The 17,809-nt window shown below is 34.8% G+C and carries 9 protein-coding genes; 7 read left to right on the top strand and 2 right to left on the bottom strand.

What is annotated here, in order from left to right:
- Positions 1-244: 244 nt before the first annotated feature.
- The 3 genes from rpoC (at position 245) to P2W75_RS00200 (ending at position 5,920) form a co-directional block, all read left to right on the top strand.
- The gene (gene rpoC / locus P2W75_RS00210; RefSeq protein WP_207297496.1) at positions 245-4,552 is read left to right on the top strand and encodes a DNA-directed RNA polymerase subunit beta'; all 4,308 of its coding nucleotides are present in this window, start codon (positions 245-247) and stop codon (positions 4,550-4,552) included.
- A gap of 10 nt (positions 4,553-4,562) precedes the next feature.
- Positions 4,563-4,874 (top strand): DUF3467 domain-containing protein, encoded by a 312-nt coding sequence (locus tag P2W75_RS00205; protein ID WP_008466913.1) that lies wholly within the window; start codon positions 4,563-4,565, stop codon positions 4,872-4,874.
- Between the two features lie 311 nt (positions 4,875-5,185).
- The gene (locus P2W75_RS00200; RefSeq protein WP_276378484.1) at positions 5,186-5,920 is read left to right on the top strand and encodes a hypothetical protein; all 735 of its coding nucleotides are present in this window, start codon (positions 5,186-5,188) and stop codon (positions 5,918-5,920) included.
- A 72-nt stretch (positions 5,921-5,992) separates the two neighbouring features.
- On the opposite strand, the gene P2W75_RS00195 is transcribed toward P2W75_RS00200, so the two are convergent.
- Together P2W75_RS00195 and P2W75_RS00190 are read right to left on the bottom strand one after the other, a co-directional pair.
- Complete coding sequence (locus P2W75_RS00195; RefSeq protein WP_207297494.1) at positions 5,993-7,585, bottom strand: peptide chain release factor 3; 1,593 nt, start codon at positions 7,583-7,585, stop codon at positions 5,993-5,995.
- 147 nt (positions 7,586-7,732) lie between these two features.
- Positions 7,733-9,172, bottom strand: coding sequence for an alpha-amylase (locus P2W75_RS00190; protein WP_276378483.1), 1,440 nt, complete (start codon positions 9,170-9,172; stop codon positions 7,733-7,735).
- A 456-nt stretch (positions 9,173-9,628) separates the two neighbouring features.
- On the opposite strand from P2W75_RS00190, the gene P2W75_RS00185 reads away from it, so the two are divergent.
- From P2W75_RS00185 to P2W75_RS00170, 4 genes are all read left to right on the top strand, one after another.
- Entirely contained in the window at positions 9,629-11,059 is a 1,431-nt protein-coding gene (locus P2W75_RS00185; RefSeq protein ID WP_276378482.1) for a peptidylprolyl isomerase, read from the top strand.
- Positions 11,060-11,137: 78 nt separating this feature from the next.
- Positions 11,138-12,091, top strand: a complete 954-nt coding sequence (locus tag P2W75_RS00180) for a MoxR family ATPase (protein ID WP_207297491.1) — start codon at positions 11,138-11,140, stop codon at positions 12,089-12,091.
- Between the two features lie 412 nt (positions 12,092-12,503).
- Positions 12,504-15,275, top strand: coding sequence for a bifunctional aconitate hydratase 2/2-methylisocitrate dehydratase (locus P2W75_RS00175; protein WP_276378481.1), 2,772 nt, complete (start codon positions 12,504-12,506; stop codon positions 15,273-15,275).
- A gap of 124 nt (positions 15,276-15,399) precedes the next feature.
- The gene (locus tag P2W75_RS00170; protein ID WP_276378480.1) at positions 15,400-17,664 is read left to right on the top strand and encodes an aconitate hydratase; all 2,265 of its coding nucleotides are present in this window, start codon (positions 15,400-15,402) and stop codon (positions 17,662-17,664) included.
- Positions 17,665-17,809: the final 145 nt, after the last annotated feature.

Genomic DNA, 17,809 nt, shown 5'->3' with positions numbered 1-17,809 from the left:
ACTGAGACTGCTGGCTATTACAAATAATATTAAAGTTTTTAAGATTTATACCCGTAACCCGTTCCGATTTTTTATAATAATGCAGGGCATTTTATAACTAGCACTTCAAATAATAGTTTGAGGTTTAGAGAAGTAAACCGAGGTAGGCGCGATGATTTAACTCTTTCTGAAAGTAATTTTTGAAAGATGGAGATTAGGAAATCTAAAATCAATTTTTAACAGCAGTAAATCAATAGTAAAAACTATGATCAATAATAGAAACAATAAAGATAAAAATCCAGTAAAAAGATTTAACAAAATCTCTATTGGATTGGCTTCACCAGAATCTATCTTGAAAGAATCAAGAGGAGAGGTTTTAAAGCCGGAAACAATCAACTATAGAACTCACAAGCCAGAGCGTGACGGACTTTTCTGCGAAAGAATCTTCGGACCAGTAAAAGATTTTGAATGTGCTTGCGGTAAGTATAAAAGAATTCGTTACAAAGGTATCATCTGTGACCGTTGTGGTGTTGAAGTTACAGAGAAAAAAGTACGTCGTGATAGAGTAGGACACATCAACCTTGTTGTGCCAATTGCTCACATCTGGTACTTCAGATCTCTTCCAAACAAAATTGGTTATATCCTTGGTCTTCCATCTAAGAAATTAGATATGATTATTTACTACGAAAGATACGTAGTAATTCAGCCAGGTATCGCTAAAAATGCAGATGGAGAATCATTACAAAGATTAGATTTCTTGACTGAAGAAGAGTACTTAAATATTTTAGATACTCTTCCGCAAGAAAACCAATATTTAGACGATTTAGATCCAAATAAATTTGTTGCCAAAATGGGAGCAGAGTGTATTATGGATTTATTAGCTCGTATTGACTTAGATGCTTTATCTTATGAATTAAGACACAGTGCTAACAACGAGACTTCTAAACAAAGAAAAACCGAGGCTTTAAAAAGATTACAAGTTGTTGAGTCTTTCCGTGAGTCTAACGAAAACCGCGAAAACCGTCCAGAGTGGATGATTATGAAAGTGGTTCCAGTTATACCACCAGAATTACGTCCGCTTGTGCCACTTGATGGAGGTCGTTTTGCAACTTCAGATTTGAACGATTTATATCGTCGTGTAATCATCCGTAACAACCGTTTGAAAAGATTAATGGAGATTAAAGCTCCAGAAGTTATCTTAAGAAACGAGAAACGTATGTTACAAGAATCTGTAGATTCATTATTCGATAACACACGTAAAGCTTCTGCTGTTAAGACAGAATCAAACAGACCATTAAAATCATTATCTGATTCATTAAAAGGTAAACAAGGACGTTTCCGTCAAAACCTTTTAGGAAAACGTGTGGATTATTCTGCTCGTTCGGTAATTGTCGTTGGTCCAGAGTTAAAATTATATGAGTGCGGATTGCCAAAAGACATGGCTTCTGAGTTATACAAACCATTCGTTATTCGTAAGTTGATCGAAAGAGGTATTGTAAAAACAGTAAAATCTGCTAAGAAAATCATTGATAAGAAAGAGCCTGTAGTTTGGGATATCCTTGAAAACGTAATTAAAGGACATCCAGTATTACTTAACCGTGCTCCTACTTTGCACAGACTTGGTATTCAAGCATTCCAGCCAAAATTAATTGAAGGAAAAGCGATCCAGTTACACCCATTAGTATGTACGGCATTCAACGCCGATTTCGATGGTGACCAGATGGCGGTTCACTTACCATTAGGACCAGAGGCTATTTTAGAGGCACAATTATTAATGTTAGCTTCTCACAATATCTTGAACCCTGCAAATGGTGCTCCAATTACTGTACCTTCTCAGGACATGGTCTTGGGTCTATACTATATGACTAAAGAGCGTATTTCTACAGAAGATCACAAAATTATTGGTCAGGATTTGACTTTCTATTCTGCTGAAGAAGTAAACATTGCATTAAACGAAGGAAGATTAGAATTGAATGCTCGTGTGAAAATTAGAGCAAAAGATTTTAATGAGAACGGAGAATTAGTGTACAAAATCATCCAGACAACTGCAGGGCGTGTATTATTTAACGAAGTAGTACCTGAAGCAGCTGGATATATCAACGACGTATTGACTAAGAAAAACCTTAGAGATATTATCGGACACATTTTAAGTGTGACTGATGTACCTACAACGGCAGCTTTCTTGGATAATATGAAGGATATGGGGTATAAATTCGCATTTAGAGGAGGTTTATCATTCTCTTTAGGTGATATTAGAATTCCAGAACAAAAAACGAAGTTAATTGCAGATGCTAGAGAGCAAGTTGAAGGTATCTCAACTAACTATAACATGGGTCTTATCACAAATAACGAGCGTTACAACCAAGTTATTGACGTGTGGACTTCAGCAAATGCTCAGTTAACAGAGTTAGCAATGAAAAATATTAGAGAAGACCAACAAGGTTTCAACTCTGTATATATGATGCTTGACTCTGGGGCGAGGGGTTCTAAGGAGCAGATTCGTCAGTTAACTGGTATGCGTGGTTTGATGGCTAAGCCTAAAAAATCTACTGCCGGTGGTGGTGAGATTATTGAAAACCCGATTCTTTCTAACTTTAAGGAAGGTCTTTCGATCCTTGAGTACTTCATTTCTACTCACGGTGCTCGTAAAGGTCTTGCGGATACGGCTCTTAAAACGGCCGATGCTGGTTACTTAACAAGAAGGCTTCATGACGTTTCTCAAGATGTTATTGTTAACATCGAAGATTGTGGAACTCTAAGAGGTGTTGAAGTAGCTGCCTTGAAGAAAAACGAGGAAATTGTTGAATCTTTGGGTGAGAGAATTTTAGGACGTGTTGCATTGCAAGATGTTATTAACCCTCTTACTAACGAGATCATGGTTAGATCTGGAGAGCAAATTACGGAATCAATTGTTAAGACTATCGAGGCTTCTCCAATTGAGAAAGTTGAAGTTAGATCTCCATTAACTTGTGAAGCTTTAAAAGGTATTTGTGCTAAATGTTACGGTAGAAACTTAGCTACTGGTAAGATGACACAAAGAGGTGAAGCTGTCGGAGTTATTGCAGCTCAGTCTATTGGAGAGCCAGGTACACAGTTAACACTTCGTACTTTCCACGTTGGAGGGGTTGCTGGAGGTATCTCTGAAGAATCTAGCATTGTGACAAGATTTAACGGACGTCTTGAAATTGAAGATTTAAAAACAGTTAAAGGTGAAGACAGTGAAGGTAATGAAGTTGATATTGTAGTTTCACGTTCAACAGAATTGAAATTAATTGACGAAAAAACCGGAATTGTTTTAAATACGCATAACATCCCTTACGGATCTAGTATTTTTGTAAATGATGGTGATGTAGTTACTAAAGGAACCGTAATCTGTAAATGGGATCCTTATAACGGTGTAATTGTTTCTGAGTTTACTGGTAAGATTGCTTACGAAGATTTAGAGCAAGGACAATCGTTCATGGTTGAGATCGATGAGCAGACTGGTTTCCAAGAAAAAGTAATTTCTGAAGCTAGAAACAAAAAATTAATTCCAACTTTATTGGTTTACGGTAAAGAAGGTGAATTGATTCGTTCATACAACTTACCAGTAGGTGCACACTTAATGGTTGAGAATGGTGAGAAAATTAAAGCAGGTAAAGTATTAGTGAAAATCCCTCGTCGTTCTTCTAAAGCAGGCGATATCACGGGAGGTTTACCAAGAATTACTGAGCTTCTTGAGGCTCGTAACCCTTCTAACCCAGCAGTTGTATCTGAAATTGATGGTGTTGTATCTTTTGGAAAAATTAAGAGAGGTAACCGTGAGATCGTTATCGAATCTAAATTTGGTGAGATTAAAAAGTATCTAGTGAAACTTTCTAGCCAAATCTTAGTACAAGAAAATGACTTCGTAAGAGCGGGAGTTCCATTGTCTGATGGTGCAATTACACCAGATGATATCTTAAGAATTCAAGGACCAGCTGCTGTACAACAGTACTTGGTAAATGAAATTCAAGAGGTTTACCGTTTACAAGGGGTAAAAATTAATGACAAGCACTTCGAGGTTGTAATCCGTCAGATGATGCGTAAAGTAAAAGTGGAAGATCCAGGAGATACTCTATTCTTAGAAGATCAATTAATTCACACTAAAGACTTTATCCTTCAAAATGATAAATTATATGGTATGAAAGTGGTGGAAGATGCAGGAGATTCTTCTGTATTGAAACCAGGTCAGATCATTACACCTCGTGAATTACGTGACGAGAATTCATTATTGAAACGTACAGATAAAAATCTTGTTGTAGCAAGAGATGTAATTACTGCAACTGCAACGCCAGTTTTACAAGGTATTACAAGAGCTTCGTTACAAACTAAATCATTCATCTCTGCTGCTTCGTTCCAAGAAACGACAAAAGTACTTAATGAGGCTGCTGTAGCTGGTAAAATAGATGATTTAGAAGGATTAAAAGAAAATGTAATTGTTGGACACAGAATTCCTGCGGGAACTGGTATGAGAGAATACGATAATACTATCGTAGGATCTAAAGACGATTACAACGAAATGATGGCTAATAAAGAAGAATACATTTATTAATTAGGAAACTATGAGTAATCCGAAACAACAACAAGAGCAAATTAACATTGAGTTAGACGAAACTGTCGCAGAAGGAATTTATTCTAATCTGGCGATTATTAATCACTCATCATCAGAGTTTGTTTTAGATTTTGTGAGCATTATGCCCGGTATTCCTAAAGCCAAGGTAAAATCAAGAATTGTGTTGACACCACAACATGCTAAAAGATTATTAAGAGCAATAGGTGAAAATATTCACAGATTTGAAGCAGCCCACGGCGAAATCAAAGAAACGGAACAAGCACCAATACCGCTTAATTTTGGTCCAGCAGGACAAGCATAAACTTTAAAGCCCCAGTAATGGGGCTTTTTTATTTTTAGGATTAAAAGAAAATTGCAGTTTGTCTGATTTAAATTACGTTTGTCGACTAAATTTCTTTTCATTGTGAAATTGTTTTAATTTTCCAGTTGCCTAAAGATTAATTTTTGAAATATAATGACTTAGTAAGGTTGATTTAATTCAAATTAAAAAAAAGCGCTAATATTTTTATTAGCGCTTTTTTTATTTCCTTCCCAACCTTTTTATCAAAAAAGCACTCTATCTATATAAGTAAATGATCCTTTTAATGGATTTTAACTTTAAAATGATGTGATATGAAAAAGAAATTCACCTTAGAAATAACAAGTCCTTGCTCTGAAAATTTTGATAAAATGATTCCTAATTCAAATGGCTCATTTTGTAATTCTTGCATGAAGAATGTAATTGATTTAAGTCAAAAGACGAATTCTGAAGTAGCGAAATTTATCTCAGAAAACAAAGGCAAAAATATCTGTGCCAGATTAAAAACAGTCCAGCTTGAGGAAGAATTTCAATATAATGAAACTTCTAAAATCAACACTTTAAAATATGCTGCCGTTGCTGCATCTATTTTACTGGTATCCAATGTTAGTGGTCAGGAAAAAGAACCAATTAAAACCGAAATAAATAATCCAAAACCTATTGATTATAGGGTAGGAAGAGTTGCTTTCAGTCAAACAGAAAATCAAGAGATTTCAATAATAATCAAAGGAAAATTATTAAATGCTAAAACTAATAGACCATTTGACCTAAATAATTTTCCAAATTTGATGTTGACCATTAATGATTCAGAAAGTACAATAAAAATGAGTTCCTCAGGTGATTTTTTAATTCCAGTGAAAGTTTTAAAAGACAGTAAAACTCTTTCTATTACGATTACAGCAAATGATTATTACCTTTCTAAAACTATTCCTTTTGATGTAAAATCAGTTAAGAAAAACATATTGTCGCAAAATATTGTTATTGCTGAAGAAGAACTTTCAAAAGTTGTTATTATGGGAGGATTAGGAGTCAACTATATACCTGAATAATAGAACAAAAAAATAACTTTATAAAAAAAGGCTGCCTAAAATTTAGACAGCCTTTCGTGATTTTATTAAAGTTTAATCAAACTCTGATGTAAAGAATAATTTTACGGTTGGATATTTACTTTGCGTCATTTGAATGGTAAAATCAGAATCCGCTAAGAATACTAACTGACCATATTTATCGTGAGCCAAGAATTTCTGTTTGATACGTTTAAATTCTTTGAATTCTTCATTTTTTGCATCATCTGGTTTTACCCAGCAAGCTTTATGAACAGGGAAATTTTCATAAGTACATTTAGCTCCATATTCGTGCTCTAAACGGTATTGAATTACCTCGTATTGAAGTGCTCCAACGGTTCCGATAACTTTACGGTTATTCATTTCAAGCGTAAATAACTGTGCAACACCTTCATCCATTAACTGATCAACCCCTTTTTCCAATTGCTTAGCTTTCATAGGATCGGCGTTGTTGATGTATCTAAAGTGCTCTGGAGAGAAACTAGGAATCCCTTTAAAGCTCATGATTTCACCTTCTGTTAAAGTATCACCAATTTTAAAGTTTCCGGTATCATGCAAACCTACAATGTCACCAGGATAAGAAACATCTACAATTTCTTTTTTTTCAGCGAAAAAGGCATTCGGACTTGAGAATTTTAAATTTTTCTTCTGACGAACATGGTAATAAGGCTTATTTCTTTCAAAAGTTCCAGATACAATTTTGATAAATGCCAAACGGTCACGGTGTTTTGGATCCATGTTGGCGTGGATTTTAAACACAAAACCAGACATTTTTTCTTCTGTTGGCTCAACTGTACGAGTCTCAGAATCTTTTGCTCTTGGAGATGGAGCAATTGTAATGAAACAATCTAATAATTCACGAACTCCAAAATTATTCAAAGCCGAACCAAAGAATACAGGCTGGATTTTTCCATCTAAATAATCCTGACGTTCAAATTTTGGGTAAACTTCATCAATTAATTCTAATTCTTCACGAAGTTTATTAGCTGCTTTTTCGCCCACAATTTTATCTAGTTCTGGATTATTCTGAACATCAGAAAAAGCAATTGTTTCTTCAATATTTTTACGGCTGTCTCCGCTGAAAAGGTTAATGTTTTCTTCCCATAAGTTGTAAATTCCTTGGAAATCATAACCCATTCCGATTGGAAAACTCAGAGGAGTAACTTTTAAACCTAATTTTTGCTCTACTTCATCCATTAGATCGAAAGCATCTTTACCTTCACGATCTAATTTGTTGATGAAAACAATCATCGGAATGTTACGCATTCTACAAACGGCAACCAGTTTTTCAGTTTGTTCCTCAACCCCTTTTGCAACGTCGATTACAACAATTACGCTATCAACAGCAGTTAAAGTTCTAAAAGTATCTTCGGCAAAATCCTTGTGACCAGGAGTATCTAAGATGTTGATTTTTTTATCTTTATAATTAAAAGCAAGCACAGAAGTCGAAACCGAGATACCTCTTTGGCGTTCGATTTCCATAAAGTCACTCGTTGCTCCTTTTTTAATTTTGTTATTTTTTACAGCTCCTGCTTCTTGAATTGCACCTCCAAATAAAAGTAATTTCTCTGTTAATGTCGTTTTACCGGCATCGGGATGCGATATAATTCCAAATGTTCTTCTGCGTTGTATTTCTTTTAAAAAGCTCATATTTCGTATAAATAGGTTGCAAAAGTACTATTAAATACGGCTTTATAAAAATATTCAGTTCTTAAATTTGGAAGTCTTTCTTTTAACTGGATTTTCGAACAAAAAAATAAGGCTGTTTTGCAACAGCCTTACATAGTCATTTTTAAATTACTGATTAATTGACCAAATTGAATATCCTTTTGGAGGACATTGTATTTTTACCCATTTGTCTGCTTGTGTAGTCGGGTACCAAGTTGAGTTTCCTGTAAAATCTTTAATTTGAGTATTGGCCCAGTTGGTCTGAATCCATCTTTCCTGCCAAACATCTGAATTGTTAATATAAACTACCAATCCTGGATTTCCGTTATAACCGTTTCTTCTCGCCACATATTCATCATTATCAGAATATAAAATAGAAGTTGTTCCAGTTGCTTTATTGTTATGAATCCAGATTAAGTTGTTTAGTTTATTTTTGTCTAGCCATTCTTCATAATCTCTATAGAAAATGGTCGGATAACCTTCGTGAGTTAATATATAGGAATACGCTAACAATTTGTTCCAAATTTCATCTGTATCGTGATTGGTTACAAATGTCACGGCTTTGTATGGGTTACGCTTCCACATCATGTCATCATTTAACAAAGCCAAATTGTTTCCGTCAAAAGCGTCATTCATTTTATAGTAACATGCAAAATCAAAAACAGAACTGTTGGCATTGTTTGCCCAGTCATTTAATACATTTACATTGGAATCCCATAATTCTCCAACCGAAAATCCGCCAACATTAGCATTCCATGCATTTACAACCCATGCACCAAAACCTTTTACGTAGTCAAATCTCCAGCCATCAAATTTCATGGTATTTTTATAATATTTTCCAACACCATCAGCTCTAAGCCAAAGCCAGTTTTGAACATTTGGTGCAGCATGGCATAAATCAGGAAAACCTCCGAAAGAACCTTCGTCATTGTTTCCGTAACTGTTTTTGTAAAAATCATTATAGTTACGAGGAAACTTACCCGAAGCAACTCCTGTAAAATTAGTCCATGTATTGGTTCCCGTAAATGGATTTGCTTCAGATTGTCCGCCGCTGTTATGGTTAATTACGATATCTGCATAAACTTTGATGTTTTCGTTATGAGCAGCAGTGATCAAATTTACCAATTCGGTTTTCGATCCAAATCTTGTTTCAATACTTCCATTTTGGTTGTAATCTCCAAAATCAAAATAATCTGTTGGTTCGTATCCCATAGAAAATGCACCATTCTGTGCTTTTGAAGCTGGCGGAAGCCAAATCGAACCAATTCCGGCATTTCCCCAAGCGGTTACTTTACTGCTTACGGTATTCCACCAGTTTCCACCAGCAGGAACATCCCAATAAAATGCCTGCATCATAACACCGCCGCCAGGGTTGTCTACATATTTTCCGGTTAGAGAAGAGGAAGTACCTGTACTAAATGGTTTTCCATCGTGATGCGTAACATTAATAATTTTAAACTGCTGGCTTTCTGCTTTAGCATCAATGTCATTTGTCTCATTTTGAGAACATGAGTACAAAAATGCCAATGTGACGGCCATCAAGAAGAATCTTGAAATAGGTTTTTTCATAATAGATGTGGTTAAGGTTAAATTAATAAAGTTTCGTAATTATTAATTTTTACGGCTTAAAATATACGTATTTATATTTTTAAGCATAATAAATTATTAATTACGCATCAAAAGTAGTTTTTTTTTGAAGCGAATTCATTTTGTAAGAAAATAGTTTGAAGCGAAAACGTTGTAGTGTTAAAAACTTTTCTAAAACGTTATAGTTGAAGCTCTTTTTTCGATGACTTAAATAATATAGAACATACTTTTGTAAACAAGTGTGTTATTGGATTTTATTTTAATCCATATAATTTTTTGTTAATACTATAGCCGATAGTTGTATTATGTAATTGAATTGTTATTTTTGTTCGTTATTAGTTATAAGAACTAAGGTTTATTGATAGACTTTTAAAATTCTAAAAGTTTAAGATTGAATTAAATACCAAGCGATTTTACATTAAAATAAAATTTGAATAAATGTTATTAAAAAAATTACAGCCAAAAACAATTGATTACAAGTTTGTAATGATGTTTTGTTTTTCACTTTTTTTCACGTCAATTGTGTCAGCACAAGAAATAATTCCTGATGTTGTGGCTGAAAAACCAGCAGAAACTCATTCAGGTGGAAAGCTTAAAATTGATGGTATTATTGCGACAGTAGGAGATTATATCGTTTTGGATTCTGATATTGACAAAGGCTTTTTAGAAATCACAAGTCAAGGAGGAAGCATAAAAGACATTACAAGATGTCAAATGCTTGGTAAACTTTTAGAAGATAAATTATACGCCCACCAAGCTATTCAAGATAGTATTATTGTTAGTGATGCCGAAGTAAGAAGCATGATGGAAGAGCGTCTGAATTACATGATTCAGCAGGTTGGAGATATTAATAAAGTAGTTGCTTATTATAAAAAAAGTTCAGTAGAAGAGTTTAAAACATATTTTGCAGATATTTTAAAAGAGCAAAAACTTGCTTCAGAAATGAGAGATAAAATCGTAAAAGATGTAGAAATCACTCCTGAAGAAGTTCGTAATTTCTTTAAAAAAATACCAAAAGACGAATTGCCAACTTTTGGTGCCGAAATGGAAGTAGCGCAGATTGTAGCCGAACCAAAAGTTTCTAAAGAAGATAAGCAAAAAGTAATCGACCGATTAAATGCAATTCGAAAAGATGTTTTGGAAGGGTCAAGTTTTGCTACTAAAGCCGTTTTATATTCACAAGATCCAGGATCAGCTCCAAACGGAGGATATTATAAAATGACTCGTAAAACACCTTTCGTAAAAGAGTTTAAAGATGTTGCGTTTAGTTTGCAAGAAGGTGAAATTTCGCAGCCATTTGAAACATCTTTCGGGTTCCATATTATTATGGTAGACAAAATTAAAGGACAAGAAGTAGAATTACGTCACATATTAATTGCTCCTGTAGTTTCTGAAAGTGCTTTAAAGGATGCAAAAGAAAGATTAGCCAATGTTAGAGCTAAAATTATAAACAAAGAAATTTCGTTTGCAGATGCAGCAAGAGCAGAATCTGATGAAAAAGAAACTAGAGCAAACGGAGGAACTTTAGTAAATCCAAATACTCAAGATACTCGTTTTGAATTGACAAAAATGGATCCTACTTTATATGGTCAGGTGTCAAATTTAAAAGATGATGAAATTTCTCAGCCACTTTTAAATACAGATGACAGAGGAAAGAAAACATATAAACTAATCACTGTTACCAATAGAATTGACGAACATACAGCTGATTATGCTAAAGATTACACTAAAATTAAAGAATTAGCATTAAAAGAAAAACAAATCAATGCAATTGCAAAATGGTTTGATGCTAAAATTAAAGACACCTACATTAAGATTATTGGTGAATACAGAGACTGTAGTTTTGCTAATAACTGGTTAAAAAAATAATTTTTATTAAATAAATAAAAAGAGTTAGTTTTATGAATTCATAAAGTTAACTCTTTTTAATTTTAAATACACTCATAAATGTCTGACGTAACAGCAATTCACAATTTAGTTCAGAAACGAAGCGAATTAAAAAACGAAATAGCAAAAATCATTGTAGGGCAGGATGCCGTTATAGACCAAATTTTACTATGTATATTTTCAGGCGGACACGCACTTTTAATTGGTGTTCCCGGTTTGGCAAAAACCTTAATGATAAATACTTTGTCTCAGGCTTTAGGTTTAGACTTTAAAAGAATTCAATTTACTCCGGATTTAATGCCTTCGGATATTTTGGGAAGTGAAATTTTAGATGAAAACAGACATTTTAAATTCATAAAAGGACCAATCTTTTCAAATATTATTCTTGCTGACGAGATCAACAGAACGCCGCCTAAAACGCAAGCGGCATTATTAGAAGCCATGCAGGAACGTTCGGTGACTATTGCTGGGCAGAATTATAAATTAGATTTACCCTATTTTGTATTAGCTACTCAAAACCCAATTGAGCAGGAAGGAACTTACCCGCTTCCAGAAGCGCAATTAGATCGTTTTATGTTTGCAATTAAATTGGAATATCCCACTTTTGAAGAAGAAGTAAGAGTAGTAAAACAAACTACATCAGATAATAAAGTAGATATCAAACCATTGTTTACGGCTCAGGAAATTATAGATTTCCAACATCTGATCCGCAGGATTCCAGTGGCAGATAATGTTATTGAGTACGCGGTAACTTTGGTGAGCAAAACACGTCCTGACAATGCTTTGACAAATGATTTTGTGAAAAACTATTTAGATTGGGGCGCGGGACCAAGAGCTTCACAGAATTTGATTCTGGCTGCAAAAGCACATGCCGCTTTCAATGGTAAGTTTTCACCAGATATTGAAGATGTTCAAGCAGTAGCAACAGGAATTCTTCGTCATAGAATTATCAAAAATTACAAAGCCGATGCAGAAGGAATTACTGAAGAAGCAATCATTAAAAAGCTGATGTAATTTTTAAATACCATACTTCATAAAAATCCTGATAATGCGTTATCAGGATTTTTTGTTTTTAAGCAAAAAATAACTCAAATTCTGGGGAATTCTAAATTCGACAAGTGTCAGAAAAAAGACTTCAAAGTATCAACTATAACGTTATAAATTCTAATTTAGAAAGGTTCTTTTCTAAAATAGAGGTAAAAATCTCACTTCCTTTATAACATCAAATTTCGACTTTGTTAAAGAAAAGATTTTTAAATGTTAATAATTCATTATTTTAATATAAAATTGATTTTTTGACAAAAACAAGCAGTGAAAATCGTTTTTTAGCAATAATAATTTTTGAAATGGCTTGTTCTATTAAATTTTTTTTAATTATCGTGTTTAATGCTTAAATTTGCCTCAAAAAAATAAATCCGCTTTTATTATGAATATTTATCAGGATTATCTTCAAGAAATTGAAGAAAGAAAAAATCAAGGGTTACACCCAAAACCAATTGATGGAGCTGAGTTATTAAGCGAAATCATTTCTCAAATTAAAGATGTTGATAACGCATACCGCGAAGACTCTCTTAAGTTTTTTATTTACAATACATTACCAGGTACTACAAGTGCCGCAGGTGAAAAAGCAAAGTTTTTAAAAGAAATCATTTTAGGTCAATCTGTTGTAGAAGAGATTTCACCTGCTTTTGCTTTTGAATTATTATCGCACATGAAGGGTGGACCTTCAATTGAAGTGTTGTTGGATTTAGCTCTAGGAAATGATGCTTCTATTGCTAAAGAAGCGGCCGAAGTTCTTAAAACACAAGTATTTCTTTATGATGCAGATACTGACCGTTTAAAAGAAGCGTTCAAAAATGGTAATCCGTTCGCTAAAGAAATTATTGAAAGTTATGCAAAAGCTGAATTCTTCACTAAACTTCCTGAAGTGCCTGAAGAAATTAAAGTTGTTACCTATATTGCTGGTGAAGGAGATATCTCTACAGATTTACTTTCTCCAGGAAACCAAGCCCACTCTCGTTCAGATCGTGAACTTCACGGTAAATGTATGATTACACCTCAAGCACAAGAGGAAATTCAAGCATTGCAGGCAAAACATCCAGATGCAAGCGTGATGTTAATTGCTGAAAAAGGTACAATGGGAGTTGGATCTTCTAGAATGTCGGGTGTAAACAACGTGGCACTTTGGACAGGAAAACAAGCAAGCCCATACGTTCCATTCGTAAATATTGCTCCAATTGTTGGAGGTACAAATGGTATTTCTCCAATTTTCCTTACTACAGTTGATGTTACTGGAGGTATAGGGATTGACCTTAAAAACTGGGTTAAAAAATTAGATGCAGATGGAAAACCTGTATTGAACGAAAACAACGAGCCAATTCTTGAGCAAGCTTATTCTGTGGCTACAGGAACTGTTTTGACAATCAATACTCAAACTAAAAAATTATACAGTGGTGATCAAGAATTAATTGATATTTCTAGATCATTTACTCCTCAAAAGAAAGAATTCATTAGAGCTGGAGGATCTTACGCAATTGTATTTGGTAAAAAACTGCAGACTTTTGCTGCTAAAGTATTAGATATCGAAGCTCCTGCTGTATTTGCTCCATCAAAAGAAATTTCTAACGAAGGACAAGGTTTAACCGCAGTTGAAAAAATCTTCAACAAAAATGCTGTTGGAATTGCTCCAGGAAAAGTGTTGCACGCTGGATCTGACGTTCGAGTTGAAGTAAATATTGTAGGTTCGCAAGATACTACTGGTCTTATGACAGCTCAAGAATTGGAGTCTATGGCTGCTACAGTGATTTCTCCAATTGTTGATGGTGCTTACCAATCGGGTTGTCATACTGCTTCGGTTTGGGATAAAAAAGCTCAGGCTAACATTCCTAAATTGATGAAATTCATGAACAACTTCGGTTTGATTACAGCTCGTGACCCAAAAGGTGTTTATCACTCAATGACTGATGTTATCCACAAAGTACTTAATGATATTACTATTGACGAATGGGCAATCATTATTGGTGGTGACTCTCATACTAGAATGTCTAAAGGTGTTGCTTTTGGTGCTGACTCAGGAACGGTTGCTCTTGCATTAGCTACTGGTGAGGCTTCTATGCCAATTCCGGAATCTGTAAAAGTAACTTTCAAAGGAGATATGAAAGAATATATGGATTTCCGTGATGTGGTTCATGCTACTCAAGCTCAAATGCTTAAGAAATTCAACGGTGAGAACGTATTCCAAGGTAGAATCATCGAGGTTCATATCGGAACTCTTACTGCTGACCAAGCGTTTACATTTACAGACTGGACTGCAGAAATGAAAGCAAAAGCTTCTATCTGTATTTCTGAAGACGATACTTTGATCGAATCATTGGAAATTGCTAAAGGCAGAATCCAAATCATGATCGACAAAGGAATGGATAACGACAGACAAGTTCTTCAAGGTTTAATCAACAAAGCAGATAAGAGAATTACTGAAATTAAATCTGGCGAAAAACCAGCTTTAACTCCAGATGCAAATGCGAAATATTATGCTGAAGTTGTAGTTGATTTAGATGAAATCGCTGAGCCGATGATCGCTGACCCAGATGTAAATAACAAAGATGTTTCTAAACGTTATACTCACGATACTATCAGACCATTATCTTTCTATGGCGGAGATAAAAAAGTAGATCTTGGATTTATTGGTTCGTGTATGGTTCACAAAGGAGATATGAAAATCCTTGCTCAGATGTTGAAAAATGTTGAAGCACAACAAGGAAAAGTTGAATTTAAAGCTCCTCTAGTTGTGGCTCCTCCAACTTACAACATTGTTGATGAGTTGAAAGCTGAAGGTGACTGGGAAGTTTTACAAAAATACTCTGGTTTCGAATTTGACGACAATGCCCCTAAAGGTGCAGCTCGTACTGAATACGAAAATATGTTGTATTTAGAGCGTCCAGGATGTAACCTTTGTATGGGTAACCAAGAAAAAGCAGCTAAAGGAGATACAGTAATGGCAACATCTACTCGTTTATTCCAAGGAAGAGTTGTAGAGGATAAAGAAGGTAAAAAAGGAGAATCATTACTTTCATCTACTCCAGTTGTGGTTCTTTCTACAATTTTAGGTAGAACTCCAACTATGGCAGAATATACTGCTGCGGTAGACGGAATCAATTTGACTAAGTTTGCACCTTCTAACAAACAGTTAGTAATGTAATCAGAAGATTATTTAAGAATATTTTAAAAGCCCGAGTCGTAAAACTCGGGCTTTTTTAGTAATAATTGTTCTATTTTTTGTAACTTGTGATGTTCAAAAAACAATAATAAAAACAAAAAAATCTATGGCTTTTGATATTGAAATGATTAAAAAAGTGTATGAGAACATGCCTGCGCGAGTTGATAAAGCGCGTGAGATTGTTGGTCGTCCGCTTACTTTAACAGAGAAAATTTTATACAATCACCTTTGGGAAGGAAATCCAACCAAGGCGTTTGGAAGAGGAGTTGACTATGTTGATTTTGCACCAGATCGTGTGGCATGTCAGGATGCAACTGCGCAAATGGCATTATTACAGTTTATGCACGCTGGGAAATCAAAAGTAGCAGTTCCAACAACGGTTCACTGTGATCACTTAATTCAGGCAAAAGTGGATGCCGTAACCGATTTGGCTAGAGCAAAAACACAAAGTAATGAAGTTTTCGACTTCTTGTCTTCTGTTTCTAATAAATACGGAATTGGTTTCTGGAAACCAGGTGCCGGAATTATTCACCAAGTGGTACTTGAAAATTATGCATTTCCTGGCGGAATGATGATTGGTACCGATTCTCATACTGTAAATGCAGGTGGTTTAGGAATGGTTGCAGTTGGTGTTGGTGGAGCAGATGCTGTAGATGTTATGTCAGGAATGGCTTGGGAGCTTAAATTTCCGAAACTTATTGGAGTTAAATTAACTGGGAAATTATCAGGATGGACTGCTCCAAAAGATGTTATTCTTAAAGTTGCCGGTATTTTGACTGTAAAAGGGGGTACTGGAGCAATAGTTGAATATTTTGGAGAAGGTGCAAAAGCAATGTCTTGTACAGGTAAAGGAACTATATGCAACATGGGAGCTGAAATTGGAGCAACTACTTCAACTTTTGGATACGATGATTCTATGAGCCGTTACTTGCGTTCTACAAATAGGGCAGATGTAGCAGATGCAGCAGATAAAATAGCTCCTTATTTAACTGGAGATCCAGAGGTGTATGAAAATCCAGAACAATATTTTGATCAAGTAATCGAAATCAATTTATCTACATTAGAACCACATTTAAACGGTCCTTTTACTCCAGATTTGGCTACTCCAATTTCTAAAATGAAAGAAGAAGCAATCAAAAATAACTGGCCATTACAAGTTCAAGTAGGTTTAATAGGTTCTTGTACAAACTCATCTTACGAAGATATTTCTCGTGCGGCCTCTTTAGCAAAACAAGTAGCAGCAAAGAATTTAAAAACGAAAGCGAAGTTTACTATAACTCCAGGTTCAGAAGTTGTACGATCTACAATTGAAAGAGACGGATTTATCGACACTTTCAATAAAATCAATGCTACAGTATTTGCAAATGCCTGCGGACCATGTATTGGTATGTGGGATAGAGAAGGTGCCGAAAAAGAAGAAAGAAATACAATTGTGCACTCTTTCAATCGTAACTTCTCAAAACGTGCAGATGGTAACCCAAATACCTTAGCTTTCGTGGGTTCTCCAGAATTGGTAACAGCTTTGGCAATTGCAGGTGATTTAGGATTTAATCCATTAACCGATAAATTAATTAATGAAGATGGAGAAGAAGTAATGCTTGATGAACCAATGGGAGATGAGCTTCCTGCGAAAGGTTTTTATGCTGAAGATCCGGGATTCCAAGCTCCAGCTGAAGATGGTTCTGGAGTTACAGTGGTAGTAAATCCAACATCCGAACGTTTACAATTATTAGCTCCATTTGAAGCTTGGGATGGTAAAAACATTACAGGTGCTAAATTATTAATTAAAGCATTTGGAAAATGTACTACAGACCACATTTCTATGGCTGGGCCTTGGTTACGCTTCCGTGGACATTTAGATAATATTTCTAATAATATGTTGATTGGTGCTGTAAACGCCTATAATCAAAAAACAAATTCAGTTAAAAATCAATTAACTGGACAATATGATGCGGTTCCTGCTGTTGCCCGCGCATACAAAGCAGCTGGAGTTCCATCTATTGTGGTTGGAGATCATAATTACGGTGAAGGTTCTTCTCGTGAGCACGCGGCTATGGAACCACGTTTCTTAGGTGTTAAAGCAGTATTAGTGAAATCTTTCGCTCGTATTCACGAAACAAACCTTAAAAAACAAGGTCTTTTAGGATTGACTTTTGCAAACGAAGCCGATTACGATAAAATTCAAGAAGATGATACTATCAACTTTTTAGATTTAACCGAATTTGCACCAGGAAAACCACTAACATTAGAATTCGTTCACACAAATGGTACAAAAGATATTATTTTGGCCAATCATACGTATAACGAAGGGCAAATAGGATGGTTTGTTGCGGGTTCTGCATTAAATTTAATTGCAGCTGGAAAAGCCTAATCTTTTAGATTCAATTATAAAAATAAAACGCTCTGTGTTAAACAGGGCGTTTTTTTATGACTAATTTAATTTGTTTTTGAATACTGTTTTTAATAGTAGTTTTTTATAATGCTTACTGTTTCAAAATTTAGCTCAATATCTGTGC

Source organism: Flavobacterium sp. H4147, from assembly GCF_029360735.1.
GTDB classification, from domain to species: domain Bacteria; phylum Bacteroidota; class Bacteroidia; order Flavobacteriales; family Flavobacteriaceae; genus Flavobacterium; species Flavobacterium endoglycinae.
This window is presented reverse-complemented; position numbering and strand designations above follow the sequence as displayed.

What these genes read in the sequence shown, in the direction of transcription:
- rpoC (WP_207297496.1), top strand. Translation starts at nt 245, where the DNA reads ATGATCAATAATAGAAACAATAAAGATAAAAATCCAGTAAAAAGATTT.
- P2W75_RS00205 (WP_008466913.1), top strand. Translation starts at nt 4,563, where the DNA reads ATGAGTAATCCGAAACAACAACAAGAGCAAATTAACATTGAGTTAGAC.
- P2W75_RS00200 (WP_276378484.1), top strand. Translation starts at nt 5,186, where the DNA reads ATGAAAAAGAAATTCACCTTAGAAATAACAAGTCCTTGCTCTGAAAAT.
- P2W75_RS00195 (WP_207297494.1), bottom strand. Translation starts at nt 7,585, where the DNA reads ATGAGCTTTTTAAAAGAAATACAACGCAGAAGAACATTTGGAATTATA.
- P2W75_RS00190 (WP_276378483.1), bottom strand. Translation starts at nt 9,172, where the DNA reads ATGAAAAAACCTATTTCAAGATTCTTCTTGATGGCCGTCACATTGGCA.
- P2W75_RS00185 (WP_276378482.1), top strand. Translation starts at nt 9,629, where the DNA reads ATGTTATTAAAAAAATTACAGCCAAAAACAATTGATTACAAGTTTGTA.
- P2W75_RS00180 (WP_207297491.1), top strand. Translation starts at nt 11,138, where the DNA reads ATGTCTGACGTAACAGCAATTCACAATTTAGTTCAGAAACGAAGCGAA.
- P2W75_RS00175 (WP_276378481.1), top strand. Translation starts at nt 12,504, where the DNA reads ATGAATATTTATCAGGATTATCTTCAAGAAATTGAAGAAAGAAAAAAT.
- P2W75_RS00170 (WP_276378480.1), top strand. Translation starts at nt 15,400, where the DNA reads ATGGCTTTTGATATTGAAATGATTAAAAAAGTGTATGAGAACATGCCT.